Annotated in this window: 13 protein-coding genes and 1 pseudogene; 2 read left to right on the forward strand and 12 right to left on the reverse strand. The window is 68.7% G+C overall.

What is annotated here, in order from left to right:
- The first annotated feature begins 32 nt into the window (after window positions 1-32).
- On the forward strand, window positions 33-323 hold the full coding sequence (locus tag LN450_RS02545) for a DUF2782 domain-containing protein (RefSeq protein ID WP_008571145.1): 291 nt from the start codon (window positions 33-35) through the stop codon (window positions 321-323).
- Window positions 324-678: 355 nt separating this feature from the next.
- On the opposite strand, the gene tssA is transcribed toward LN450_RS02545, so the two are convergent.
- The 12 genes and pseudogenes from tssA to LN450_RS02600 all read right to left on the reverse strand — a co-directional run bounded on the left by tssA (window position 679) and on the right by LN450_RS02600 (window position 24,596).
- The gene (gene tssA / locus LN450_RS02550) at window positions 679-1,722 is read right to left on the reverse strand and encodes a type VI secretion system protein TssA (protein WP_011348984.1); all 1,044 of its coding nucleotides are present in this window, start codon (window positions 1,720-1,722) and stop codon (window positions 679-681) included.
- Between the two features lie 49 nt (window positions 1,723-1,771).
- Window positions 1,772-7,882: a beta strand repeat-containing protein gene (locus tag LN450_RS02555; protein ID WP_425510709.1), complete on the reverse strand. Its 6,111-nt coding sequence runs from the start codon at window positions 7,880-7,882 to the stop codon at window positions 1,772-1,774.
- Window positions 7,883-8,089: 207 nt separating this feature from the next.
- Window positions 8,090-9,955 (reverse strand): annotated as a pseudogene (locus LN450_RS23320) (beta strand repeat-containing protein); the annotation flags it as partial.
- 11 nt (window positions 9,956-9,966) lie between these two features.
- On the reverse strand, window positions 9,967-11,643 hold the full coding sequence (locus LN450_RS02560) for a ShlB/FhaC/HecB family hemolysin secretion/activation protein (RefSeq protein WP_029820696.1): 1,677 nt from the start codon (window positions 11,641-11,643) through the stop codon (window positions 9,967-9,969).
- Window positions 11,640-12,101, reverse strand: a complete 462-nt coding sequence (locus LN450_RS02565; RefSeq protein WP_011348987.1) for a hypothetical protein — start codon at window positions 12,099-12,101, stop codon at window positions 11,640-11,642. The genes LN450_RS02560 and LN450_RS02565 overlap by 4 nt, the downstream gene beginning before the upstream one ends.
- Window positions 12,098-15,793, reverse strand: a complete 3,696-nt coding sequence (locus LN450_RS02570; protein WP_011348988.1) for a protein kinase domain-containing protein — start codon at window positions 15,791-15,793, stop codon at window positions 12,098-12,100. Before LN450_RS02570 ends, LN450_RS02565 begins: the two co-directional genes overlap by 4 nt.
- Window positions 15,794-15,797: 4 nt before the next feature.
- Complete coding sequence (locus LN450_RS02575; protein ID WP_011348989.1) at window positions 15,798-16,514, reverse strand: PP2C family protein-serine/threonine phosphatase; 717 nt, start codon at window positions 16,512-16,514, stop codon at window positions 15,798-15,800.
- A complete protein-coding gene (tagF, locus tag LN450_RS02580) occupies window positions 16,511-17,086 on the reverse strand; it encodes a type VI secretion system-associated protein TagF (protein WP_039417626.1) in 576 nt (191 codons plus the stop codon). The genes LN450_RS02575 and tagF overlap by 4 nt, the downstream gene beginning before the upstream one ends.
- A complete protein-coding gene (tssM, locus tag LN450_RS02585; protein WP_039417627.1) occupies window positions 17,083-20,613 on the reverse strand; it encodes a type VI secretion system membrane subunit TssM in 3,531 nt (1,176 codons plus the stop codon). Before tssM ends, tagF begins: the two co-directional genes overlap by 4 nt.
- Complete coding sequence (gene icmH, locus LN450_RS02590; protein WP_039417628.1) at window positions 20,610-21,887, reverse strand: type IVB secretion system protein IcmH/DotU; 1,278 nt, start codon at window positions 21,885-21,887, stop codon at window positions 20,610-20,612. The genes tssM and icmH overlap by 4 nt, the downstream gene beginning before the upstream one ends.
- Window positions 21,869-23,203 carry a type VI secretion system baseplate subunit TssK gene (gene tssK, locus LN450_RS02595; protein WP_011348993.1) on the reverse strand — a complete coding sequence of 445 codons (1,335 nt, stop codon included), beginning with the start codon at window positions 23,201-23,203 and terminating at the stop codon, window positions 21,869-21,871. Before tssK ends, icmH begins: the two co-directional genes overlap by 19 nt.
- A gap of 502 nt (window positions 23,204-23,705) precedes the next feature.
- Window positions 23,706-24,596, reverse strand: coding sequence for an aldo/keto reductase family oxidoreductase (locus tag LN450_RS02600; RefSeq protein ID WP_011348994.1), 891 nt, complete (start codon window positions 24,594-24,596; stop codon window positions 23,706-23,708).
- A gap of 249 nt (window positions 24,597-24,845) precedes the next feature.
- On the opposite strand from LN450_RS02600, the gene LN450_RS02605 reads away from it, so the two are divergent.
- Complete coding sequence (locus LN450_RS02605) at window positions 24,846-25,727, forward strand: LysR family transcriptional regulator (protein ID WP_039417629.1); 882 nt, start codon at window positions 24,846-24,848, stop codon at window positions 25,725-25,727.
- The last annotated feature ends 2 nt before the right edge of the window (window positions 25,728-25,729 follow it).

The raw sequence follows: 25,729 nt of genomic DNA on the forward strand, positions 1-25,729 counted from the left end.
ATACTGGCTGGCGATCAACACGGATAACGACAATGAACAAAGCACGTCTTTTGCTGCTGCCGTTACTGCTGCTCGGCGGCTGTGCCACCGGCGGCGGCGACCGCGCCGGTGGCGATATCCCGGCTGGCGCCGATGTCACCAGCAAGACCATGGGCAACGGCGACAAGGTCGACGAATACCGCGTCAACGGTCAGCTGGAGATGGTGCGGGTGACGCCGGCGCGCGGGGCGCCCTACTTCCTGTACGACCGCGACCATGACGGGCATACCGACGCGGAAAAGGACAAGGTCAACAAGGTGTATTGGCAGCTCTATAGCTGGTGATTGGGGAGTTGGGATGCGGGATTCGTGGGGCATGCGTCGGGCGTTGAAACGCCCGGTGGCGTTGCGTTTTTGATCTGCGCTTCGTTGCCTTGACCGAATTCCCGCCGTGCCTGGAGATGTCCCCTTGCGCACAGCGTGCCGCACACCCGCGTGGTGTGCTTGCGGTAGCGCTGATGATGGGCTGCCGGCATGCAGCCGTGCCCGGCGCTCTTTCACACGATTGGGCGCTACTCAACCGTGTTCACGATTGCTGGGCGCACCGCTCAGGTGCCCTGCCTGTCCAGCGCAACCGCTGCTCGGCGTTCCCTGCCCGGCGGGACACCAGGTGCTCGGGTTTCTTGCCTGGCGATGCGGCTCAGGTTTCTTCGAGCGGGCCGGTGACGCGTTGCAGTTCGTCGATGCCGGCCGGGGCCAGCTCCTTCATCAGCGCCAGGAAATCGCAGCCGACCAGGCGTTGGGCGCGGCGCAGCAGCATCGGCACCGGGCTGGATGGTTCGTGCCGGGCGTAATAGGCGCAGATCTCTTCCAGCCGCCGCTTCACATCCTCGGGGCCGGCGATCTCGTCGTTGCGGCGGGTGGCACTGGTTGCCGTGGCGGCGGCGTGGCCCTCGCCGGCAGCCTGCTCGCCGTCTTCGGTGACCGCAAGGACGCCCTGCCGCGCTTGCCAATGCGGCAGTACGAAGCGCTCCAGATCGCGCAGGTCGGTCAGCAGCGGCCGCAGGTCCGGCGCAGCGGTGCCGACGCGCTCGCTCAGCAGCGCATCGATCGCGCGCGCCTGCCGCAGCGCCTCGGCAATGGCCTGGGCGGAGGTGGCCAGCGTTTCCGGCACGCAGTCCTGGCAGCAGGCTTCGATTTCGGCCAGGCTGGGGCCGCTCTGGCCGTCGGGCAGCTTGATGCTGCCGTTGGCCACGCGCAGATCGCGCAGGCTGAAGCGACCCAGCCGCGGTGACTGCACGAACGCGGTGGTGCGCAGCGCACCGAGCAGGCCCATCGGGTCGCTGAGGCCGACCAGCGCATTGATGCGCGAGGTCGGGTCGTTGTCGTCGTCGGCATCCAGCTGCGGATGCACGCTGTCCCAATGACGCTCGAGCAGGCCGTGGATCAACGCCAACGCATCGGCCCAGCCCGGCAGGCCGCGCAGGCGCAACCAGGCGGCGCCGAGCTTGCCGGCCACGCGCAGGTCGCGGCTGCGCCGGCTCAGCTCCAGCGCCAGCGCCTGCACCTTGTCCCAGTCCGGTTCTTCGGCGGCGATGACGCTCTCGCCCAGCGAGCGCTCGGCGCGGGCCGACGATTCGCGCTCCAGGCGCAGGAATTCCGGGTCGTATTCCAGATCCGGTCCGGCCGGGGCGTCGTCGCCGAGCGGCGCCAGCAGGGTCTCCAGGGAACTGTCGTCTTGCATGGCACGGCCTCCATCGGGGAAGCCGCCGCGGTGGGCGGCGGCAGGCAGGTCACTCGGGATTGCAGACAGCATCCGGGTCGCCGGCGTCGCAGGCCGGCTGCTGGTCGTCGGGCAACCGCAGGCCGGGGCGGACCAGGCCGAAGGCGCGGTACGGGGTACCGCTGGCCGACAGGTCCACGAAGGCCACGGTGCGGCTGGCCGAACTCTGCGCACGGCCGGCAAACGCCGAGGCCGGCACATTGAAGCCGGAGCCGCCGGCCAGATCGAGCAGGCTGCCGTCGACCGTCGTGGCGTTGAAATACGCCGGCGGCGCGCCGATCGCCGCCACGGTCTGGGTGCCGGTGCCGATCACATAGATCGGGTTCTGCTGCGTACCGATCTGGCCGGTGGCGGCAAAGGTGCCGGTGCCGTTGCGCAGCGGCGCGCGGCCGTCCTGGAACAGATTGCCGCGGACCGACAGGAACATCGCGCTGTTGCCGGCATCCACGCTGTAGCTGCTGCCATTGGCCAGCACAAGCAGCAAATCGCCGCCGTTGGTGAAGCTGAACCCATTGCTGGCAACGAAGTCGCCCAGGCGTACGACACGGTTGTCGACGAAGCCGGCCGCATCGCCCAGCACCACCGCGCCGCCTGCGCTACCGCTGAGCAGGCCGGCGGTGATCGAACTGCCGGCGCGCTGGCGGATGCCGGCAGCGGCCTGCAACCAGCTGGTGGCGCCGCTCAGCTGACCGCTCAGCTGCAGCTCGCCACCGCTGCGCAGGCGCAGCGAGGGGCCGCCGTCGACGCGGCCGCTGACCAGCAGCGAGCGATTGCTGACCAGATCCAGGCCTTGCGCGCTGAAGTTGCCGAGCGCGTCGATGGCGTTGCCGCTGCCGGTGAGCGTGACCGCCCCGGCGGCATTGCCGCCGAGCTGACCGGCGCGCAGGTTGCCGGCGTTCTGGGTGATCGCCCCGCCGCTGCTCAAGGCCACGCTGGCGCCTTCAACGTCGTGACCGAGTACCACGCCGGTGCCGCCGCGCAGGGCGATGGCGTTGGCGCTGAGCGCGCCAGCGGTGGTGAGCTGGCCACCGGCCTGCAGACGCAGGGCATCGCTGGCTTGCGCAGTCGCCGCCAGGTCGTTGCGATCGACGATGGCGATGCTGCTGCCGCGCGCCTGCACCGTGCCCTGGAAATCGTTACCGGCCGCATCCAGCACGATCGCACCGGTGCCGGCATCGAGCACGCTGTTGCCCGCCACGGTCAGCGCGCCTTGCTGGGTAATGCCGGCAGCGGTGGCCGCAGGCACGGCGATCGCCTGGGCAACGATCGTGTTGGCCTGGGCCGTTGCTGCACTCCCGCTGCGTGCCACCAGCGCACCGCCGACGCGCCCCTGGCCCAGATCCAGGCCGGCACCGCTGGCGACATCCAGTGCATCGACCTCCAGATTGCCCAAGACCAGCGCATTGCGATCGCGCACGCTGGCCGCGCCGCCGCTCAGGCTCACCGCCGCCTGGAAATCGTTGTCGGCATCGGTCAATGCAATGGCAGCGCCACTGCTGTTGATGCGGGTACTGCCGGTCACGGTCAACGCGCCGCTCTGGGTGACGGCGCCGCCATTGCTGGCCGCATCCAGATCGCCATTGACCAGGCCAACGCCCAGATTCAGCGCGCCGCTGTTACGGACCTGCAGGTTGCCGGTGTTGAGCGTGCCCAGGGTCAAGACATTGGCATCGCGCACGCTGCTGGCCCCGCCGCTCAGGGTGAGCAGGCCCTGGAAGTCGTTGCCCGCCGCCTCCAGGGTGATGGCGCCGCTGCCGGCATCGACCGTGGTGTCGCCTGCGACGAGCAACGCGCCACCGGTCTGGGTGATGGCGGCGTTGGTGCTGTTCAAGCGCAGCGCGTTGCCTGCCGTGAGCGTGTTGCTCAGCGCGATGCCATTGGCGCCGGTCAGTTGCACCGTGCCACCGCGCAAGGCGCCGGCGGTGCGCAAGGTACCGCCGTTGGCTGTCAGCGTCAGCGCGCCGGTGCCGGTGTCGATCTGGCTGGCCGGCAGGTTCAAGTCGCCGCCGGCGACCAGCGAGATCGCCGCGTTGGCACCGCTGCGCACCGCAGCGATGCTGAGGTCGTTGCGATCCTGCACGGCGATGGCATTGCCGGTGAGCGCAACCGCGCCGACGAAGTCGTTGTTGGCATCGGTCAAGGCGATGTCGCCGCTCCCGGCATTCAAGCTGGATGCACCGCCGACCGACAAACCGCCGCTCTGGGTGATCGCTGCATTGCCGCTGGTGCCGTTCAACGCGCCACGCACCACCCCGTTACCGAGATTCAATGCGCCACTGCTGTTGGCGGTGAGTGCATTGGTGGACAGCGTGCCGAAACTGAGCGCGTTGCCGGCGATCTGCACGTCGCCTGCCGTGAGATTGACCACGCCGTTGAAGGTGTTGCCCGCGGTATTGAGCGTGACGTTGCCACTGCCTGCATTGACGGTGGTGGTGGTGCCAACATCGAGTGCCGCGGCGGTCTGCGTGATCGCGGTGTTGTTGCTGCTCAGCGACAGCGCGCCTGTGGTGGTGATGGTGTGGCCGATGGTGAGACCGTCGCGTGCGGACAGGGTGACGTTGCGGCCGCGCAAGTCGCCGCCGGTGCTCATGCTGCCGCCATTGGCGATCAGGGCAAGATCGGCGGTGCCGGTGTCCAGGTTCTGCGCGGAGAGGTTCAGTGCGCCGCCGGCGGTCAAGGCGATGGTGCCGTTGGCACCGGCGTTCAAGGCATTGATGGTGAGGTCGCCGCGATCGGCCACCGTGATGCCGGTGCCGGTGAGACGGATGCCGGCGCCAAAGCGGTTGCTGCCGTTGTTGAGCGCGACGCTGGCGCTACCGGCATCGACGGTGCTGGTGCCCACCACGTCGAGTGCGCCGGCGTTCTGCACGATGGCGGCGTTGGTGCTGCGCAGGGCGAGCGTGTTGGCGGTGACGGTGTGGCCCAGGGTCAGGCCGTCGCGTCCGAACAGCGCCACGTTGTTGCCACCCAGCGCTGCGGCCGTACTCAGTGCGCCGCCGTTCGATGCCAGGGTCAGGTTGCTGTTGCCGACCGCGATAGCCTGCGACGGCAGGCTCAAGGTACCGCCGGCGGTCACTGCAACACTGCCGTTGCCGGTGCTGGTCAATGCGGCGAGGCTGAGGTTGTCGCCGTCGATCACGCCAATGCCGTTGCCGGTCAGGCTGACGCTGTTGAAGTTATTGCCGGCTTGCAACAACGAAATCGCACCGGTGCCCGCATCGACCGTGGTGGCGCCGCTGACCAGCAGTGCGCCGCCGCTTTGCGTAATGGCGGCATTGCTGCTGGCAAGCGACAACGTGCGCGCGGTGATGTTCTGGCCCAAGGCCAAGCCGCTGTTGGCGCGCAGGCTCACTTCGTCGCCAAGCAGTGCGGCAGACAGGCTCAGGCTGTTGGCGATCAGGTTGATATCACCGCTGCCGTTGTTCAGCGTGGTCCCCGGCAGGACCAGGTTGCCGCCGGCGGTCAGCGCGATCGTGCCGCCGTTGTTGCTGGTCAACGCCGAGAGCGTGAGATCGTTGCTGTCGCGCACCGCGATGCCGGCCCCGGTCAGGCTCATGCTGCCCTGGAAGTCGTTGCTGCCGTCGATCAGCGCGATGGCGCCGCTGCCGGCATTGAGGGTGGTGGCGGCATCGACGATCAGTCCGCCGGCCTGGCCGATGGCGCCATTGCCGCTGCTCGCAGCAAGGGTGCCGGCAACGCGGCCGCTGCCCAGGTTCAATGCGCCGTTGCTGGTGGCGGTGAGGTTGGCGGTGTTCAGCGTGCCCAGCGTCAACGTGCTGCTGTCGCGGATCGACACCTCGTTGCCGGTCAGGCTCACTGCACCGCCGAAGTGATTGCCGGCACTGCCCAACGCGATCGCGCCGGAGCCGGTGTTGAAGCTGGAGGTCGAACCGATGCGCAAGGCGCCTGCGGTCTGGTTGATCGCGCTGTTGCTGGTGGACACCACCAAGGTGCTGCTGTCGATGCTGGTCGCCAACGTCAGTGCGTTGGCGCTGAACAGCGAGACCGCATTGCCGGCGAGATCGCCGCCCAATGTCAGCGTGCCGTTTTCTGCGCGCAGCGTCAGGTCATCGCTGCTGGTCAATCCGCTGCCGGGCAGCGTGAGCGAGTTGCGTGCGGTGAGCGCGATGGTGCCGGCTCCACCGTTGTTGAGCGAGACCACGCTGAGATCGTTCGCATCGACCACCGCGATATTGCGGCCGGTCAGTGCAAGGCCGTTCCTGAAGTCGTTATCGCGTGCGAGCGAAATGGCGCCGTTGCCGGCATCGACGGTGGCAAGGCCGCCGACGTCGAGCACCCCTGCATTCTGGAAGATCGCGTTGGTGGTGGCAGTCAGGCCCAGGCTGCCACTGGCGGTGACGTTGTGATTGAGCACGATGCCATCGCGGCCGCTCAGGCTCACGTTGCCGCCATTCAAGCTGCCGTTCGTGCTCACTACGCCGCCATTGGCGATCAGGCTGAGCGCGCCGGTGCCGGTGGAAAGATTCTGCGTGGGCAGCGTGAGCGCGCCGCCGGCTGTCAGGGCGATGGCGCCATTGGTGCCGTTGCTGATCGAGGAGATGCGCAGATCGTCACGATCGACCACGCTGATGCCGGTACCGGTGAGGCTGACGCCGCTGCGGAAATCGTTGCTGCCGTCGGTCAGCGCGATGGCGCCGCTGCCGGCGTTGAGGGTGGCGCTGCCATCGACGATCAGCCCGCCGGCCTGGCCGATGGCGCCATTGCCGCTGCTCGCAGCAAGGGTGCCGGCAACGCGGCCGCTGCCCAGGTTCAATCCGCCGTTGCTGGTGGCAGTGAGGTTGCCGGTGTTGAGCGTGCCCAGCGTCAGCGCGCCGCTGTCGCTGATCGACACGCCGTTGCCGGTCAGGCTCACTGCGCCGCCGAAGTGATTGCCCGCGCTGCCCAGTGCCAGCGCACTGGTGCCGGCGTTGAAGCTGGAGGTCGAACCGATACGCAACGCGCCTGCGGTCTGGTTGATCGCGCCGTTGTTGGTGGACACCGACAAGGTGCTGCTGTCGATGCTGGTCGCCAGCGTGAGTGCGTTGGCGCTGAACAGTGACACCGCATTGCCGACCAGATTGCCGCCCAATGTGAGGGTGCCGCTGTCTGCGCGCAGCGTCAGGTTGTCGGTGCTGGTCAATCCGCTGGCAGGCAGCGTGAGCGAGTTGCCTGCCGTGAGTGCGATGGCGCCGGCGCCACCGTTGTTGAGCGAGACCACGCTGAGGTCGTTCGCATCGGCCACTGCGATATTGCGGCCGGTCAATGCAATGCCGTTCTTGAAGTCGTTATTGCGTGCGAGCGAAATGGCGCCGTTGCCGGCATTGACGGTGGCCAGCCCGCCAACGTCGAGCACGCCCGCGTTCTGAGTGATTGCGGCGTTGGTGGCAGTCAGGCCCAGGATGCCGCCGGCGGTGACGGTGTGATTGAGCGCCACGCCATCGCGCGCGCTCAGGCTGACGTTGCCGCCGCTCAAGGTGCCGAGCGTACTCAAGGCACCGCCATTGGCGATCAGGCTGAGCGCGCCGGTGCCGGTGGAAAGATTCTGCGTGGGCAGCGTGAGCGCGCCGCCGGCTGTCAGGGCGATGGCGCCATTGGTGCCGTTGCTGATCGAGGCGACGCTTAGATCGTCGCGATCGACCACGCTGATGCCGGTGCCGGTGAGGCTGACGCTGCTGCGGAAATCGTTGCTGCCGTCGGTCAGCGCGATGGCGCCGTTGCCGGCGTTGAGGGTGGCGCTGCCATCGACGATCAGTCCGGCGCTCTGGCTGATGGCGCCATTGCCACTGGTTGCATTCAGGGTGCCGCGGACGCTGCCACTGCCCAGGTTCAACGCACCATTGCCGGTGGCGGTGAGGCTGCCGGTATTCAGCGTACCCAGCGTCAGCGCGCCAGTGTCGGCGATGCGCGTGTCGCCGCCGGTCAGCGTCACCACGCCCTGGAAATCGTTGGTCGCTTCATCCAGTTCGATGGCGCCGGTTCCGGCATTGACGGTGCTGGTGCCGGTGGCGGTCACGCTGCCGGCGGCCTGGGTGATCGCGCTGTTGGTGGTGGTCAGTGCCAGCGTGCCGCTTGCAGTGACGTCATGCCCCAGAGTCATGCCGGCAGTGCCGGTGAGGTCCACGTTCGTGCCGGCCAACGCGGCGCGCGTGGTGAGGCTGCCGCCACTGGAAAGGGTGAGGTTGGCGCTGCCGGTGTTGATCGCCGTTGCCGGCAAGGTCAATGCACCGCTGGCACGCAGCGACAGCGCGCTGTTGTTGCCAAGATTCAGGGTGCCGATGGCCAGATTGCCGGCAGCGTTCAACGAGATACCGCGACCGGTGGCGCTGACCAGATCGCCAAAGGCGTTGCCGCTGTTGTTCAGGGTGATCGCACCGGTGCCGGCAGTGAGGTTGCTGGTGCCGACGATGGTCAGGAAGTTACCGGCCGACTGGGTGATCGCGCCGTTGTTGCTGGTGGCGAGCAAGGCACCGCCCACCCGGCCGCTGCCCAGGTTCAACGCGCCGTTGCTGATGGCGGTGAGATCGTTGACGTTCACCGCACCCAGTGTCAGCGCGCCGCTGTCGCTGATGCGCGTGTTGCCGCCGGTCAGCGCCACCACGCCCTGGAAGTCGTTGCCTGCGCCATCCAGCGTGATGGCACCGGTTCCGGCATTGATGGTGCTGGTGCCGGTGGTGGCCACGCTGCCGGCGGTCTGGGTGATCGCGTTATTGGTGGCGGTCAACTTCAGCGTGCCGCTTGCCGTGACGTCATGCGCCAGCGCGATGCCGCCGCGACCGGTGAGGTCCACGTTCGTCCCGGCCAGCGTGGCGCGCGTGCTGAGGCTGCCGCCGCTGGACAGGGTGAGGTTGGCGCTGCCGGTGTTGATCGCCGTTGTCGGCAAGGTCAATGCGCCGGTGGCACTCAACGACAGCGCGCTGTTGCTGTCGAGGTTCAACGTGCCGATCGAGAGATTGCCTGCCGCGCTCACGGCAATGCCGTTGCCGCTGGCGCTGAACAGGCCACCGAAGGTGTTGCCGCCGTTGGTCAGCGAAAGCGCACTGCCGGACTGCAGGAATTGGCTGGTGCCCGTCACCGCCAGCGCACCGGATTGGGACAACGCGACCGTGTTGGTCAGGCTGAGGTTGCCGCCTACATCCAGGTTGCCGAGGCCGCTGATCTTGTTGGCCCCGCTGAAGGTGGCACTGCCACCGATAAAGCCACCCAGGCTGCCGGCGGTGTAGATGCCGGTCTGTTGCACGCCGCGACCGGTGCTCAGGGTGATCGCCCCGGTGCCGGCATCGATGCTGCCGCCGCCGGCGACGTCGAAGCTGCCACCGCCGGAGGCGATGAGCGACACGCTGCCGTCGGGGCCATTGGACAGCGACGCCGCACGAATGGTGCCGCTGTTGTTGATGAGTCGATCGAAGATGCCTTGCGCCGCGCGCGCCTGCAGCTGGATCGCGCCGCCTGGCGCGCTCAGGGTGCCGGAATTGTCCACCGCTTCGGTCGCCAGACTCAGCTGCAGCGGCTTGTCGATCAGCACGCCGAAGCCGCCGCTTTCGAACGTCAGCGTGGCTGCGTCGGCACCGGCGAGCGTGATGTTGCCGGCGGTGGCGGTGATGGTGCCGCTGTTGGACGCCCGGCCGCCGATCAGCACGGCCGACCCGGCAGCGGCGTTGATGGTGCCGCTGTTGATGACCTGCGCCACGGTCGTGCCGCCGGCATCCAGGCTGTAGTCGCCGCTCATGAACTTGGACACGGTGGTGCCCAGCGTACTGACCACCAGGCCGCCGACATTGATGTTGGCGGTGTTGCCGATCAATACGCCGTTGCTGTTGAGCAGGAACACCTGCCCATTGGCGTTGATGTTGCCGTAGATCTGCGTCGGGTTGCCGCTCTGCACCAGGTTGAGCACCACCGAACTGGCGCTGGGCTGGTTGAAGATCATCGTCGCCGACGAGCCGATGTCGAACGCCGACCAGGTCAGCGCCATGCGCGAGGAGGTCTGGTCGACGGTCCGGCTGCTGCCGTTGACGGCATTGATGGTGCCGGTGCCGCCGGCGATGCTGCCGCCGGTCGGCAGCTGGTTGGCCGCCACCTGGGCCAGGCCGCTGACCGGCATGGCCATCAGGGCGGCTGCCAGCGCAACGGCCAGCGGGCAGTGACGCAACGGGAGCGTGCGCGGCGAGGTCGCGGTATGGATGGTGGCGTGCATGCGCAGATCCCTCAGAAAGTGAAGCCGAAACGCGTGTAGATGCGGGCGTCGTCGCGTCCGTCGGAGGCGTCGCGCGCACCGGTCGGAAGCGCGGCGCTGATGCGCCACTCGAAATTGGCGTACTGCGGCAAGCGGAAGGTCAGGCCCACGCCGGCGGCATCGAAACTGGCCGGCGCCAGGCGGCCATTGGCGGCGAACACGCGGGCGTGGTCGGCGAAGACATCCAGCTCCAGCAGCTCGCGCCAGGGCCGGCCATTGAACGGCGATGCGGCATCGGCAAAACCGGGGGCATCGATGTGGTATTCGAGCGCGGTGTAATACCCGCGGTCGCCCAATGCATCGGAGACCGGATAGGCGCGCACGCTGTCGGGCCCACCGACAGCGAACTGCTCCATCGGGGTCAGCGTGTCGTCGCTGTATTGGCCGTTGAACTTGAAGTACAGCCGCTGCGTGCGGGTGAGGTATTGCAGGCGCGTGTAGGCCAGCCGCGCGATGGTGAAATAGCTGTCGCGACCGGGGCTGATCTGGTCCACCGGCGCCGAGCGGTCGCGCAAGGATTGCCGCACGCTCCCCTGCAGCAGATCCACACCGCGCCAGCGCAGGTCGGTGCGCCGCAACGACAGACCCAGTTCGGCGACATCGAACTGCTGGTCGGACAACTGCATGCCCAGCGCGCTGAGCTTGGATTGCTCGCGCAGATAGCGCGCCGAGCCCTGCAGCTGCAGCGTTTCGGTGTTGATGAATTTCCAGTCGGCGCCGGTGTAGACGATGGAGGTCGGCCCCTTCAGGCCAAGCCGGGCGAACACGCCGTTGCGCACTTCCAGTTCGCTGCGGCTGGCGCCGATCACCGCGCTTAGGCCGGACACGCTGCCGATCGGCAGGCCATAGGACAGCGCGCCGATCTGGCTCTGCCGCGGCGCCAGCGAATAGGCGTAGTTGGCGGCGAACACATCGCCCAGGCCAAGCGGGCTATTCCAGGTGATGCCGGCCTGGGCGCGATAACGGCCGGTCAGCTCGGTGCCGTAGTTGTTGCCGCCCAGGGTGATCACGTACGGGCGGGCGGCCTCGCTGGCGACCAGCACCACGTCGGTCTCGCCTTCCTTCTGGCCTGGCTGCAGCACCGACGACACCGACACGCCCGGCAGATCGCGCGCATACAACAGCGCGGTGTCCACGTCCTGCTTGCGTAGCGGGCGGCCCTGCAGCTGGCGCAGCGGCGCCGACAACGCATTGCCGCGGTAGCGTGCGGCGCCCTGCACGCTGATCTGGCCGATGCGCCCTTCCAGCACGCGGATTTCGATCAGTTGGTCGGGGCCCGGCGTCTGCGCCGGCAGATAGGCCGTGCTGACGATGAAGCCGGCCTGCCGGTAGGCGCGGGTGACCGCATCGGCGACTGCCTGCAATTGATCGAAGCGCAATGCCACCACCGGCTGGCCCTGGGCCAGCTCGGCGAAGGCAGCGTCGGCCACGGCCTGCATGCGGGCCGGGTCGATGCCGGCTTCCGGGTAGTGGCCCACATCGCGCACGCGAAAGCCGCGCACCTGCACGGTGACCGCCTCGGTCCGGTCCCTCATGGCCGGCACCGCCGCTGCCGACTGCGCAGCAGCCGTGGCATCGGTCGGCGACTGCGCCCACCCAGGTGCGGCCAGCAGTAGGCACGCGGACACCGCCGCGGCCAGACACGTCATACGCATACGTCCATTTCCCCTGAGACCATCCGGTGTTGCGCATGGCCGACGTGTCCCGCTGCACACGCAGGCGCCACGGCGGCGACTGCACGGCGATCGGCGTGTCTGACCTCGCCCCTTGCTGAACGTCGATCAAACCCCGACGTACATTTATGCAATGTTAGCAAGATTATTGCGATGAGCATCACGATTATGAAGACCGCTGCCACCTGACTGCGCAGTTTGCGTGCGACCGGATGCGCCGACAGCGGGCCCGGCCGGGCATCAGGCGAACTCGGCAAGGCGTTGCGCAGGGTCACCCCCTGGGTCTGGCGGGCGGCGTCCAGTACGCGCCGACGGCGTGCGCGGTACTGCTCGCGGTCGAGTTGGCCCTGCTGATGCGCCAACGCCAGCGCCTGCAGCTGCGCATTGGCCGGGTGCGCAGCGGCAGCGGTGGGCGACGGCGGGGCGGCGCTCACGGCAGCTCCCGCAGCACGCGCAGGCCCACGTCCGGTTGCGCCGAGCCGTTGTCGGCACGGCTGGCCTGCACCGTGCAATCGGACCAGTAGCTGGAAAAACTTCCGCCGCGCGCCTGCACGCCTGTTCCGGTCGATACCCATTCCCAGACATTGCCGGTGAGATTGATCAGGCCCCAGGGATTGGCATCGCGCCCGCGTGCCGACACCGGTGCGCGCGCGGCATCGCCGGCACTGGCGTTGGGCGGCACGCAATTGCTGTCTTCGGCCTGCCGCCAGTTGCTGGCCGCCTGCGCGGCATGCAGCCACTCGGCATCGCTGGGCAGGCGGTACCGCCAGCCGCCGCTGCCGATGGTGAGCCAGCGCAGATAGGCGCGCGCCAGGGTCAGGCTGATATTGCGCACCGGCGCGCGCGCCAGCTCCGGGGTGGCGGCGGCCTGGGCGGTACAGCGGCCGGTGGCCTGGCAGAACAGGTTGAAATCGGCCACCGCCACTTCGCCGCGCGACAACGCGTACGGCTTGCCGCCGGCGATGGCCGGGATCACCACCAGCATCGGCCCGCGGGTCTGCCCGAGTGTGTCGAAGCACGCCGCGGCACGCCCGGCCAGGCCGGCGCAGGGATCCGGGCCGGTGGGCACCGGCGGCAGGCTGTCGGCATCGTCCGCGTTGGCGGGCAATGCCGCAGCGGCGGGGTCGCGCGCAGTCGTTGGGGTGGCGGCGGGCTTGGCAGCGGATTTGCCGCGCGCCGGTCTTGCGCCGGCGGCCGGCGCAGCTGTCTCGGTGGCGCCGCCCGGCGACACGCTGGCGTCGGCCGGCGCATCGGCGGCGGGCGCGCGTTGCAGACGGGCCGACAACGAGCCTTCCGGCAATTGGCCGGCCGCCTTCATCTGCGCCTCCAATTGCGCCAGCGCGGTGGCGTCGGTGCGATAGAGCGTTTGCAGGCGCCCGGCGAGTTGCTGGCGTTCGCCGGGCGCCAGCGTGCCCGCGGTCATCACTGCGGCGGCCACCGCATAACGGGTTTGCGCGCTGCGCAGTTCGTCGCGCTGGCCGAGCGTCTGCAGCCCTTGCCTCAGCAGGTCGGCCGCCTGGGCGTATCGCCCGTGTGCGAACGCATCGCCGGCGGTGTTGCGATACACCTGCGAGAGCAGTTGCGGGCCTTCGCTGCGCAACAACGGATGGTCCGGTTGCAGGGTGCGGATGCGCGCCAGCGCATCGCGGGTCTTGCCCAGATCGTTGGCGGCGGCGGCGCGGCGCAGCGACTCGATCCGCGCGGCCAGTTCGGACTCGGCGCTTTCGCGCGCCAACGCTTGTTCGAGCTGGTGCTCCAGCGTCTGCAGGCGTGTGCGCTGGGCCAGCAGGCTGGCCGATTGCGGGGCCACGCCCAGGCCGACATCCACCAGCGCCTGCGCGCCAGCCAGCTGTGCGGGGTCGCTTTGTGCGGCAACCGCCGTGCTGATGGCCTCGGCCAGCGCGCTGCCCTGGCTGCTGCGCTCGGCCACCGGCAGTGCGGCCAGTGCGGCGTCGATACGCGCGCGCCAGGCCGGGTCGGTGCTGGGGTTGGCCAGATCGGCAGCCAGTGCCTTGCGCGCGCTGTCGGCATCGCGCGGCGCGGCGGCAACCGGCGTGCGTTTGGCTTGCTGCTCGGCCACGCCGACCTCGGCGCTGCGCAACTGCAAGCGCAACGAGTCCGGAAACGCTGCGCGCGCCTGTTCTACTTCGGTCCGCGCGGTGGTGAGTTGCCCGGCCGCCACCGCCTGCGCGATGGCCGCGTCCAGGCGTACTTCCAGTGCGGAATGGCGCAGCAGGCTGCTGCCCGGATCGATGCGGCGCACCTGGTCGAGCGTGGCCAGTGCGTTGTCGGGCTGGGTGCGGAACAACAGCCCGGCATCGAGCTGGCGATTGAGCGTGGTGTCGAGCGCGTTGAGGCGTTGGTTCTTTTCGCGCTCGATGGCCTGGCGACGCGCATCCAGCGCGGGCGAATACAGTCGCAGCCGGTCGCGCAAGGCGAACACCTGCAACGCGCCGCGGTAATCGTCGCGGCTGTTGGCCGGATTCCACAGCGCGTCCAGGCGGCGCAGCAGGAAATCTTCGATAAGGTCGCTGCGGTCCATCAGCACGCGCCGGCGGTCGTCTGCGCTCAGGCTGGACAGCGCCTGCATGACCTGGGTTTCGTCGCGGTACTGCTGCGGGTCCTGCGCACCGAAGCGTGCGATGACCTCATCCAGATGGCGCTGATGCAGATAACGCGATGCGCCCCACCCGCCCACGCCGACCAGCGCGAGCGCGGTGGCGCCATAGCCGATCAACGGCAGCGCGCGCTCGCGCAGCGGCACCTGGCGCAGGCCGTCGAGCAGTTGGTCCACGCGCGTGAGCCGTTGCGCAGCCGGGAATGCCACGGCCGCGCACAACGTGGCGTACTGGCGACGGGTCAGGCCCGGCACCGGCGGCGGGCGGCGGCCTTCGCGCAGCGCCACTTCGGCACTGAGTTTGTCGAATGGGTGCTTGCCGGTCAGCAATTCGAAACACACGCAGCCCAGCGCGTACAGATCGTCGGCCGGAGTGGGCGCCTGTCCGCGGATCATTTCCAGGCTGGCATAGGCCGGCGTCAATGCACCCAGCGTGGCCGCATCGAACACGGTCTGTTCACCGGCGACATCGGCCGCATGCTTGCCGGCGCGTGCGATGCCGAAATCGAACACCTTGGCCACGCCATCGCGGGTGACCATGACGTTGCCGGGCTTGAAATCCGAATGCACGATGCCGGCCGCGTGCGCGCGCATCAGGGCCCGGCCCATGCCCTCGATCAGCGGCCAGGCCTGCTTGAGCGGCATGCCATTGTAGGCCTGCTCGCGGATCAGCGTTTTCAGGTCGCAACCGTCGATGTATTCCATGGTCATGAAGACCAGGGTGCGATCCTTGTCGAAGTCGTACACGCGCACGATGTTGTCGTGGGCCAGCTTCTGCGAGCGGCGCGCTTCGCGCTGCAGGGCGACCAGTGCGTCGGGATGGCGGCGGAACTCGTCGCTGAGCACTTTGACCGCCAGCCACGGGTCGCGGTCGCGTGCTTCCACCTTGCGTTCGTCGCGGGCCAGATACACCACCCCCATGCCGCCGCGGCCAAGTTCGCGTTCGAGCTGGAAGCGGCCCTTGAGCAGGCTGCCGACACCGGCATGATCGCCACCGGCGGCTTCGGCCAGGTGCTGCCAGCTGGACAGGCTGGCGGTACCGGCCGTGCCGGTGCCGGTGCCGGTCTGCGTGCCGAGGTGGGTGGGCGTGCCCAGCCCCAGGCTGGTGAGGCTGGGCGCATCGCCGGGCAGGGGCTGCGCCGGTTGCACGCGGGTGATGTCGTCTTCGACCATGCGCGCCGGGCCGGGTCGTGGCATCACCACGGTGGCATCGTCGTCGACCATCGTTGGCGTGGGTGTTGGCTGCTGCGTTGGCGTTGGCGACGGGGCAGGCGCAGGCGCAATCGCACGATCGCGCAACGCATCCAGCCGGCTCACCAGCGTGGTCACGGTGGCATCGTCGAGCAGGTGCTGGCGTTGCAGCGTCCACAGCGTTTCCACCCCGGCACGGTATTCGGCCTCCGGTACCGCGGCGCGCTTGCCCAGCGCGGCCAGGACGGCATTGAGGTCGAGCGCGCCGCGGCGCATGGCGGTGACCAGTTCGGTCACGGTGGCGGTGTCTTCGTGCATGCACTTACTCCTGCAGGCGGACGACGACGGCGGTGACGTTGTCGCGTGCCGCCCTCCCCATCGCCAATTCGAACAGACGCGCCAGCAGCGCGCGTGGATCGCCGAAGCGATGGCATTCGGCATCCAGCTCCGGGTCCGGGATTTCCTTGTTGATGCCGTCGCTGCACAGCAGAAACTGCGTGCCCGGCAGGCTCGGCGTCAGCACCCAATCGACGAACAGCGGCTCTTGCGCACCCACCGCGCGCGTGAGCACGCCGGCCGCCGCGGCGCTGGCGTGTGCGCTGCCGAACTGGGTGACATCGTCGCGCACGCCGTGCACGTGGTCGCGGGTGAGCTGGCGCAGCGGGCCGCCATGCTGCGCGTAGATGCGGCTGTCGCCGACCCAGCCGCACAGCATGAAATCCGGGTCGTGCACCAGCACCACCACGGTGGTGGCGATCATGTCCACGCGGCGCTCGCGCGCAACCTGCAGCAGCTCGCGATTGATCTGCGCCAGGGTGTCGTCGATGGCATCCAGGAAATCGCACAGGTCGGCCGGGCGCACCAATGCGCTCAGCCGCTGCACCAGCAGCTGGCTGGCGTAATCGCCGGCGCTGTGGCCACCCAGGCCATCGGCCACCACCCAGAGGCCGGCGTCTTCGCGCAGCAGCAAGGCATCTTCGTTGAGCCGGCGCACCTTGCCGGTTTCGGTGTGCCCAGCCGATTGGTAGGGCGCGCTCATCGGGTCACCTCGGTGATGTCCTGCTCGGCCAGCAACCACTCCAGATACATCTGGGCGGTGGGCAGCCCGTCGATCGATTGCGCGGCCGCGCCCAACCGCCACCACAGCGATTGGCCGGGCGCCGGTACATGCGTGCTGGAAGGCGCGGCCGGCACGCCGAGCGCGCGCAGCGCGGCATCGAATCCGGCCGCATCGGTGCGTGCGCGCAAGCTGCGGCCCAGGCACGCAGCCACCGCGCCGAACCATGCCGCCGACGGCAGGCACAGGTGCGGCAACGGCATTGCCACGGTCAGCGGAAAACAGCGCCCCAGGCGGTCTTCGCCCGGGCCGAGCAGGCCGGCCCAGGCCTGCGCGCCGCACACGCCCGGCCCCAACGCAAACGCGCGCAGGCCGCTGTTGCGATACGCGCCAGGCCAGTGCTGCCCGAGTTGCTGGCGCGCCGTGTCCAGGCAGTTGGCGAACTGCAGGTCCCACGGCTGCACGAAGCTGGCCGGCAGGCGCCGCTGCACGAAGTCGCCCACGCCGGGCAACTTGCCGTGGAAACCGAGTGGTTCGTGCGCCGGCATGCTCATCGGCCGCACGCGAAGTGCTGGACGTCGCTGTCCAGAAACGGGTGGCGCAGGTTGCCGGCACGCAGCGGCACCTGCACGTCGTGGCCGCCAAGCGCGAAGCGGGCGACAAAGCGCAGGTCCGACGGGTTTTCCAGGTGCCCGGCCTGCAGCGCGCGGAACAGCGCCCAATCGCCCTGGTAGTCCAGCGTACCCAGCGCCACGCCATCGGCGCCGAAGGCGGCGATGGACACATGCCCCGGCACCGGGCCGGGCCAGATCATCGGCATGCTTTGCGCAGCGCCGGGCTGGTAGTCGTAGCGCTGGCCTTCGATATCCAGCGTCAGCCGGGTCACGCCTTCGCCCAACGTGGGCGCCAGCACGGTAAAGCCGATCTGCGGCGTGGGCCCGCCGCGAAAATATTTCTGCCGGATCCGCTGCGCCAGTTGCAGTTGCACCGGCAGACCGGGCGCGCCGGTGACCGCGTCCGGGCCATCCTTCCAGCGCCATTGCGGGGACTGGGTGTCCAGCAGCGGTTTGACGGTGCCGGTATACAGCGCATCCAGACGGCCGCCGCTACCGAACAACTCGCCGAAATTCTGCAGCGGGATCTCCACCTGCGCCTGCGGATCGAACGGGTAGCGGCCGCGCACGAAATCCGTGCACACCTCGCCCACCGATTGCCTGACCTGCGCATCCAGCGCGGCGCGTGCGCCCTGGGTCATCAAGGTGGCGCTGCTGCCGGCCAGGCTCTGCAGCCAGTCGGTCACCGGCGGCGGCAGTTGCGCCATTTCCTGCCGGGCCAATGCCAGTTGCGCGTTGGCCGCCGCGGCATCGCCGCCGCCCTGGGAAATCACCAGCAATTGCCTGCCGAGCTGATCGAGCACGCTCAGCAGATGGTCCAGCGGCGTGCTGCCCGGGGCGCCGGCGGCCAAGGCGTTGAGTGCCAGAAAATGCTCGCTGATCGCCGCACCCGGTGCCGGCGCTGCAGCTGCGCCACCCTCGGCGGGCGTGGCCAGCGCGGCGCTCATCGCCGCCCCGCCGGGGAGTTTGGCCGCGGCGGCAGTCGCCTTGGTGCCTGCCGAGTTGGCGGCAGCTGCCAGCGCGCGCTGCGCGGGGTCTACCGGTGGTGCGCGGTCCATTGCCTGGGTGTGCTCGCCGACCACGCCCAGCAGCAGCCGCAGTGGCGAACTGGGCCCGGCCAGCTTGGCGGCAGTGGCGCTGGCACCGGCCAGATCGGCCGACGGGCGCAGTTGCAGATCGGCCAGCAACGCATCCCAGTAACGGATGTAATCGGCCGTGTAGCGCTGTCCCACTTCGCGCACCAGCGTGGCCTTGGCGGACGCGTCCAGCGCCGCACCGCCGAAGACCCAATCGTCGCGGCCGAAGCGTTCCACCGCCTGGCCGATGCCATCGCGTTGCAACGCGGCGAATACCGGCTGGGTGTAGAGCGCCGGCACCGGGGTGGACAACGCCGTGCCACTGCGGCGCACGAAGGTGTCGGCCAGCAGGCCCAGCGCTTTATCCAGCCGCAACGGCGTGCCGTCCGGCGGGGTCAGCAACAGGTTGCCGTAGATCAGTGTCGATAGGTTGGCCGCGCGCAGGCTGGCGCGCGCCTGGGCGATGCGCTGGTTGTCCAGCGACAGCGCGCGCGCGCGCGTGGGCGACTCCAGCACGGCCTGCAGATGCGCACCCAGCGCCTGCTGCAATGCCGGCTCGCGCGGGAACAATTTTACCGCTTCGATGGCGGCCAGTGCGCTGAGTTGCGCCGGGTCCAGATGCTGCGGCTGGCCCAGCATCAGATAGCCCTTGAGCGTGTAGTACAGCGCCTGCGGTGCCTGTGCGTTATCGACCAGACCGGTGCGCAGGCGCACCGCCAAGGCCGGCAACAAGGTGGCGTTGAGCTGACGCAGGTAGCCGGCCTGCACTTGCTCGCCCACCGCCTGGCCCTGGAACAACCCCATGCGCAACGACCACGGCGCGCCGGCGTGATACTGCTGCGCCACCTTCACCACCGCCTGCGTCGCATCGGCTTGCTGCAGGGTGCGCGCGACGTACTCGGGCATGCCGGTGGCGGCATTGGGATCGGGCACTGCCGGCCGCGCGTCCAGCGCAGCGCGTACCTGATGCAGGTACGCACGGTTGCCCACGTAGCTGAGCCCCAACCCGGCCAGCACTGCGCCGGTCAGCAGCGCCACACCCGCGTACGCGGCGGCCTGCAACCACGCCCTGCGGCGCTGCCGGGTGGGCGGGGTATTGGCCAGGCCGGATTCGCGCAGCACCACCTCGCGCAGCAGCCGCTCGACGAAAAAGGTGCGCCGTTGCGCGCCCGGCGCCTGCACGCGCGCTTCTTCCAGGCCGAAGGTGCGCGCCACCGCGCCCATCATGCGGTCGATCGGCGTGCCGTCCTGCGTGCCGGAGGTGAAGTACACCCCGCGCAGCAACGGTGCCGGGCCATACGCATTGCCGGCGAAGGTGCCTTCGACGAATTGCCGCGCACGCTCGCCGAGTGCGGCAACCTGTTGCGGAAACGACAGGATTGCCGCACGCCGCAGACGGTCGCGTTCCAGGTGCAGGCGTTCGAACAGGCGCGCGCTCAGCTGCTGCTGCAGCACGCCGAACTCGTCGGCGAACCTGCGCGCCGCCTGCCCGTCCAGGGTCTGCGCCAGCGCAAACGTCATGCCCCACACCTGGTTGCGCTGCGCCGGCGTCAGATCGTCGAAGAACTCGCCAAAGCCGCCGATCAGATCGCACTTGGTGAAGATCAGATACACCGGCACGCTGGCCTGCAACTGCTCGGCCAGTTCGTCCAGGCGGCGGCGGATCGCCTGCATGTGGGTGTCGCGCTCGGCATCGTCGAGCAGCAACAGGTCCGACATGCTCATCGTCACCAACACGCCGTTGAGCGGGCGGCGCGGGCGATAGCGTCGCAACAGGCGCAGGAAATCGCGCCACGCGCCGGCATCCACCGCCTGGTCCGAATCCTGCGTGGTATAGCGCCCGGCGGTGTCCAGCAACACCGCTTCGTCGGTGAACCACCATTCGCAATCGCGGGTGCCGCCGACGCCGCGCAACGCCGCATCGCCCATGCGCGCAGCCAGCGGAAACTGCAGGCCCGAATGCTGCAGCAAGGTGCTCTTGCCCGAACCGGGCGGGCCGATCAGCGCATACCACGGCAGCGTGTACAGATCGGCGCCGCCGCGCCGCTTGCGTAGCAACTGGATCGCCTGCTGGAAGCGCGCCTGCAGCTGCGCGCGTTCCTGCCCGCTGCGCAGCTCACGGTCGTCGTCGCGACCCGGCGCCGCCAGCGCGCTGGACAAGGTCGCCGCACGTGCCTGCGTGCGCCAGCGGCGCAGCGCCAGCACGCCCACCCACGCCACCACCAGCAACACGATCGCCAGCAGCCGCGCCGCCACGCTGCTCAGCGGGCTCCAGCCGGCCAGCGCCACATACGGCCCACCCACCCACAGCAGCACCGACAGCAGGCACAGCGCCAGCAGGCCAACCACTACCGTTGCGCTCAGCTTGGACAACAGCGTCTTCATCGTCATTCCCCAGGCTGGAACAGGATCTCCACGCGGCGATTGCGCGCGCGGTTGGCCGGCAATTGCACTGGCCGTGCGATCGGTTGCGAATCGCCAGCGCCGATGGCGTCCACCCGCCCCGGCGTACTCAGCTGCGCCTGCAACACCTGCGCAAGCGCCTGCGCACGTGCGGCCGACAAGGCGTAGTTGTCCTGGAAGCGCAGCGAGCGCACCGGCACGTCGTCGGTGTGCCCGACCACGATCACCCGCCCCGGCAATTGCTCGATGGCCGCTGCAATCTGCGCGATCAAGCCGCGCTGCTGCGGCTCCACCTCCACCCCGCCGGAGGCGAACATCGCCGCGCTGCTCAGGCGCACGCGCGTCTGCCCGTCGGCCTGTTCGTCCACGCGCAGCAGGCCGGCGCGTTCCTGCGCGGAGAGCAACTGCTTGAGCCGCACCGGCGGCGGCACGGGCGCAGCGTCCGGTGGCGTGGCCGGCGCAATGCCCCATTGGGCAGCCTGCGCACTGATCGGTGCGGACAGGCTGTTCAAACGCGCCTGCAACCACACGAACGTCACCACCACCACGCTCACCCCCAGCAACGCAGCCGCCCACACCGGCAGATAACGGCCCAGCCGGCGGCGGTCTTCCACCCCGCGCCAACGCGGGGCCAGGCTGTCCGGCGCCGGGCCGCGCGCCGCACGGATGCGGCGATAGACATCGTCCTGGATGGCCGCCAGCGTCACCATGCCGCCGGACTCGATCTGGTAGCGGCCGACAAACCCCAGCGCCAGGCACAGGTACATCAGCTCGATCAAGTCCAGATGCCGTGGCACATCGGCGCACAAGCGCTCCAGGATCTGGAAGAACTTGGCGCCGCCGTACGATTCGCTGTGGAAGGTCACCAGCAAGGTCTTCTGCGACCAGCCGCTGCGCTCGCCCCACGGCGCATTGAGCACCGCTTCGTCCAGCAGCGCGCACAACACGTAGCGCGCGGCGGTGACCGCCTCCACCGGCGCGCCGCCATCGCGTGCACGTTGTTCGAAGCGGCGCACCTGCGCCATCACCTGCTCGCGCAGGCGGGCCACATCGGGCGATTGCGCGCTGTGGCGCAACTGCACCGCCAACAGCAGCAGCGGCGTGGCGGCCTGCACCAACGGGTTGACGCTGCGGCCCAGCAGTTCGCTGATGTCGGTATCTTCGCTGGGCACGCCGCCGCCCTCTGCGGCCGGCAGCGGTGCGGCGTAGGCAGGCGCCAGATCGGCAACAGGTCGGCTCATGCTCAGCTCCGGATCGCCCACAGTTGCAGGTCCAGCCCGGCGAATTCGCTGCCGAAGTGGAATGCGATACCGCCGGAGGTCTTCAGCGTTCGCCACAACGCTGCGCTCTTGTCGAATTCGAAATACAGATAGCCGGCGTGATACGGAATCTGTCGCGGCGCCACCGGCATGGGCGTGGCCACGATGCCGGGCAACTGCAGATTGACCAGATCGCGAATCTGCTCCACCGGCCCGATCTTGGCGTGCGCGGGCAATTGCCGGCGCAACTCTTCGCTGGGCATGTCGGCCTTGGCCGCGAGCACGAACGCCGCGCTGTCGAGCAGGCCCGGGTCCGGCACCATCGCCACCCACACGCCGAACTTGCGCGCCTGGATCGGCAGCGGCGTGGCGGTCTGTTCCAGCACTGCGCTCAGGCTGCTGCGCAGGGCGCCGATCACTGGCTCGAAACTGTCCTGCTGCGATTCGTGCCGATAGGCGGGCCATGCAGGGGGGCGCTTGCCGGCAGCGGTGAACGTGCTCAATTCGCCGGCCAGCGCCACCAGGGCGCGGAACAGCTCTTCCGGATGCGCCAATGGCGCGGCGGCCCAATGCGCCATCTGCGGCTGCCAACGGTTGACCAGCTGTAGCAACAGAAAGTCTGCGATATCGGCAGCACCGCCGCGATCGGTCAGCGTCACGCGCGATGCCAGCGCTTCACCGCGCTGATGCAACAGGCCGAGCAGCTCGGTGAGAAACGTGGTCAAGCGCGGCGCCGCCTGGCACACCATCGCGCTGGGAATGAAATGCGGGTCCAGCACCACCTGGCGGTCGGCGCGCGTCTCGATGATGCGCGCCACCGCGATGCGGTCCAGCCCTTCCAACGGCTGCGAGTGCGGCAGCAACCGCGTGCTCAACCCGCCGACTTCCATCAACACCGCTTCGCTGGTGCTACCGGAGGCGTCGTTGCTCTCGGTCTCGCGCACGCGGTAGCGAAACAGCTGATCGGCCGGCGATTCCGGGCGCCCCAGTTCGGGTTGCGCCGGCACCCGCAGCGGCACGGTGAGATAGACGATCTGGTCGCGGCAAGTGGGCTCGACCTCCAGCGCCACCGGCAGCGGGTCGTCGCAAGGCATGGCGAAGGGCGTGCCATCGGCGAACACGCCACGCGCACGCCGCAGGCCCAGCTTGCCGACCGCCAGCAGATCGGTCTCCCATTCCAGCTCGCTCACGCCCCAGGCATGGGGCCGCAACCGCGCCGCACGCAGGTCGACGTAGCGCTCCAGGTAGCGCTCCTGCTGCTGCAGATGCTGCGGGCGCAGGAACAGCCCTTCGCTCCACACGACCTTGTTGTTCTGCATGATCCACCCGCTGAGAAAAAGGTCGGCCACCGATGCAGCGCACAGGCGTCCACACCGCGTTGCATGCGACTGCCAGGCATGCCTGCAGGAACGCCTGCGCGCTGCGTTGTCGGGTGCATTGAGCTGCGTTGCACGCGGCACGCCCGGCGGTCATTGCCGACGCAAGCGCCGCACCGCCGATGCGTGTCGGTGGAGCGATTCTGCGGCGCACCCAAGGTGGTCACCCGTCAAAACGTCTCAGGCGCCGTGCCCTGTCGGACAGGCACCAACGCCTGCGCCGCTGCCGTCAGCCGGTCACGTTGCGGTCATTGGGCGAGACGTTGGGCTGTGGGGCGCTGGCCGTGAGAGCAGGCCTGCGGTGTCGATGCGGCAGGCGCATCGTGGAGCGGCCAACAAGACCTCGCGAGTCGTCTGGGCGGCCTGGATGGTGCGTAGGCACCCGCCTGGCGATTGCGCGGAGACGGGTTGGCCGATCTCCATCGGCATGTTGCCACCCACCTTCCTATTGAGCGCCACTGGCCTCGGCAGCGATGCCATCGAGCGTTGCGACCTGCTCGGCCGACAGGCTCAGCTCGGCGGATGCGAAGTTCTCGCGCAGGTGCGGCACCGACGATGTTCCCGCGATGACCAGGATGTTGGGCGAGCGCTGCAGCAGCCATGCAAGTGCAACCTGCTTCGGCGTCGCGCCTACCTGCCTGGCAACGCCCGACAGCAGCTCCGACTGCAGGGGCGAAAAGCCGCCGAGCGGAAAGAACGGAACATAGGCCACACCCTGTTGCGCGAGCATCTCGATGAAGGCGTCGTCGTCGCGCTTGACCAGGTTGTACTGGTTTTGAACGCAGACGATGCTGGCCAGTGTTTGCGCTTGTTCGAACTGTCGCGCAGTGACGTTGCTCAAGCCGATGTGGCGTACGAGGCCCTCGCGTTGCAGCTCGGCCAGGCACGCGACCGGTTCGGCGATCGAACGCTCGTCGGTGTCCATTGCCGTGCCCAGCCTCACGTTGACCACGTCCAGTGTCTCCAGGCCGAGGCTCTGCAGGTTTTCATGCACCTGCCGCCTCAGGCTTGCAGGCGACACATCGATATTCCACGAAGCATCGGGGCCACGGCTGAAACCGATCTTGGTCACGATGACCAGATCGCTGCGATAGGGATGCAGTGCTTCGCGGATGAGTGCGTTGGACACATCGGGGCCGTAGAACTGCGCGGTGTCGATGTGGTTGGCGCCCAGGGCGATTGCTTCGCGCAACACCGACAAGGCCGATGCCTTGTCGCGCGGAGGTCCCCAGACATGCGGTCCGGGTAACTGCATGGTTCCGTAACCCATCCGATTGATGGCAAGGGTGGTGCCGGGCAGGGTCAATGTGCCGCCAAGGGGCTTGCCGCTGTTCATGGGAATCCTTTTGGTGTGTATCCGGGTGATGTGCCAAACCGCCGCGTGTGTTGGGACACGCCGAGATTGCGACGGGATCTTTCGCGTGGCTTGAAGAAGCAAGAAGCAACGCGGGACGTGCGCTGCGGCGACTACGTGGCCGCTGCCGCGGCGCAAGGGAACTGTACGTAGGCCACCCTTGTGCGACAATCCGGCACAAAGCGGACGGGCCGTACGGATTGCCGAACAATGAGCGGTCACCTGGCAGACATGGAGGCTTTCGTGCGCGTGGCGCGCGCGGGAGGGTTTCGAGAAGCCGCCAAGAGCGCGGGTGTGAGCGCATCGACCTATAGCGATGCGATCAAGCGAATGGAGGCATCGCTCGGCGTGCGGCTGTTCAACCGCACCACACGCAGCGTGGTGCTCACCGATGCAGGCAATGCGTTGTTGGCACGCATCGCGCCCGCCTTGCTGGAACTGGAGAACGCCAGGGAGGTGGTCAGCGCCTTTCGTGATACGCCGACCGGCACGCTGCGGCTGAACGTGCCGGTCAGTGCCGCGCGCCTGGTGCTGCCGAGGATCCTGCCGGCGTTTATGGCGGCGTACCCGGACATCACGCTGGAGATCCTGACCGAAGAAAGTTTTGTCGACGTGATCGCCGCACGCTGCGACGCCGGTATCCGCTATGGCGAACGGCTGCAGCAGGACATGGTGGCCATCCCGATCGGCCCGCGCGTGCAACGCATCGCAACGGCGGCTGCGCCAGGCTACCTGGACCGGCGCGGACGCCCCACCCACCCGCGGGAACTCGTTGCCCACGACTGCATCCGCGGGCGCTTCCCAAGCGGCGTCATTGCAGAGTGGGAGTTCGAGCGCGACGGTGAAGTGGTCACCATCGTTCCGCAGGGGCAATTGCTGGTGGAGATCGGCGGCGGGATCGAGCTGGCGATCCAGGCGGCGATCGCCGGAAGCGGCATCCTGCATCTGTTCGAACAATGGCTGCAGCCGCAGTTCGACGCAGGTGCGCTTGAACCCATCCTGCGCCCGTGGTGGCAGCCATTCCAGGGCCCGTACCTGTACTACCCCAATCGCACCCTCACACCGCCGGCGCTGCGCGCCTTCATCGAGTTCGTCAAGACTCTGCCTGACTAGCG

It is taken from the genome of Xanthomonas euvesicatoria pv. euvesicatoria (assembly GCF_020880415.1).
GTDB lineage: Bacteria > Pseudomonadota > Gammaproteobacteria > Xanthomonadales > Xanthomonadaceae > Xanthomonas > Xanthomonas euvesicatoria.

Bases quoted from the DNA above. Each gene is read 5' to 3' on its own strand.
- LN450_RS02545 (WP_008571145.1), top strand. From the start codon at position 33: ATGAACAAAGCACGTCTTTTGCTGCTGCCGTTACTGCTGCTCGGCGGC.
- tssA (WP_011348984.1), bottom strand. From the start codon at position 1,722: ATGCAAGACGACAGTTCCCTGGAGACCCTGCTGGCGCCGCTCGGCGAC.
- LN450_RS02560 (WP_029820696.1), bottom strand. From the start codon at position 11,643: ATGACGTGTCTGGCCGCGGCGGTGTCCGCGTGCCTACTGCTGGCCGCA.
- LN450_RS02570 (WP_011348988.1), bottom strand. From the start codon at position 15,793: ATGCACGAAGACACCGCCACCGTGACCGAACTGGTCACCGCCATGCGC.
- LN450_RS02575 (WP_011348989.1), bottom strand. From the start codon at position 16,514: ATGAGCGCGCCCTACCAATCGGCTGGGCACACCGAAACCGGCAAGGTG.
- tagF (WP_039417626.1), bottom strand. From the start codon at position 17,086: ATGAGCATGCCGGCGCACGAACCACTCGGTTTCCACGGCAAGTTGCCC.
- tssM (WP_039417627.1), bottom strand. From the start codon at position 20,613: ATGACGATGAAGACGCTGTTGTCCAAGCTGAGCGCAACGGTAGTGGTT.
- tssK (WP_011348993.1), bottom strand. From the start codon at position 23,203: ATGCAGAACAACAAGGTCGTGTGGAGCGAAGGGCTGTTCCTGCGCCCG.
- LN450_RS02600 (WP_011348994.1), bottom strand. From the start codon at position 24,596: ATGAACAGCGGCAAGCCCCTTGGCGGCACATTGACCCTGCCCGGCACC.
- LN450_RS02605 (WP_039417629.1), top strand. From the start codon at position 24,846: ATGGAGGCTTTCGTGCGCGTGGCGCGCGCGGGAGGGTTTCGAGAAGCC.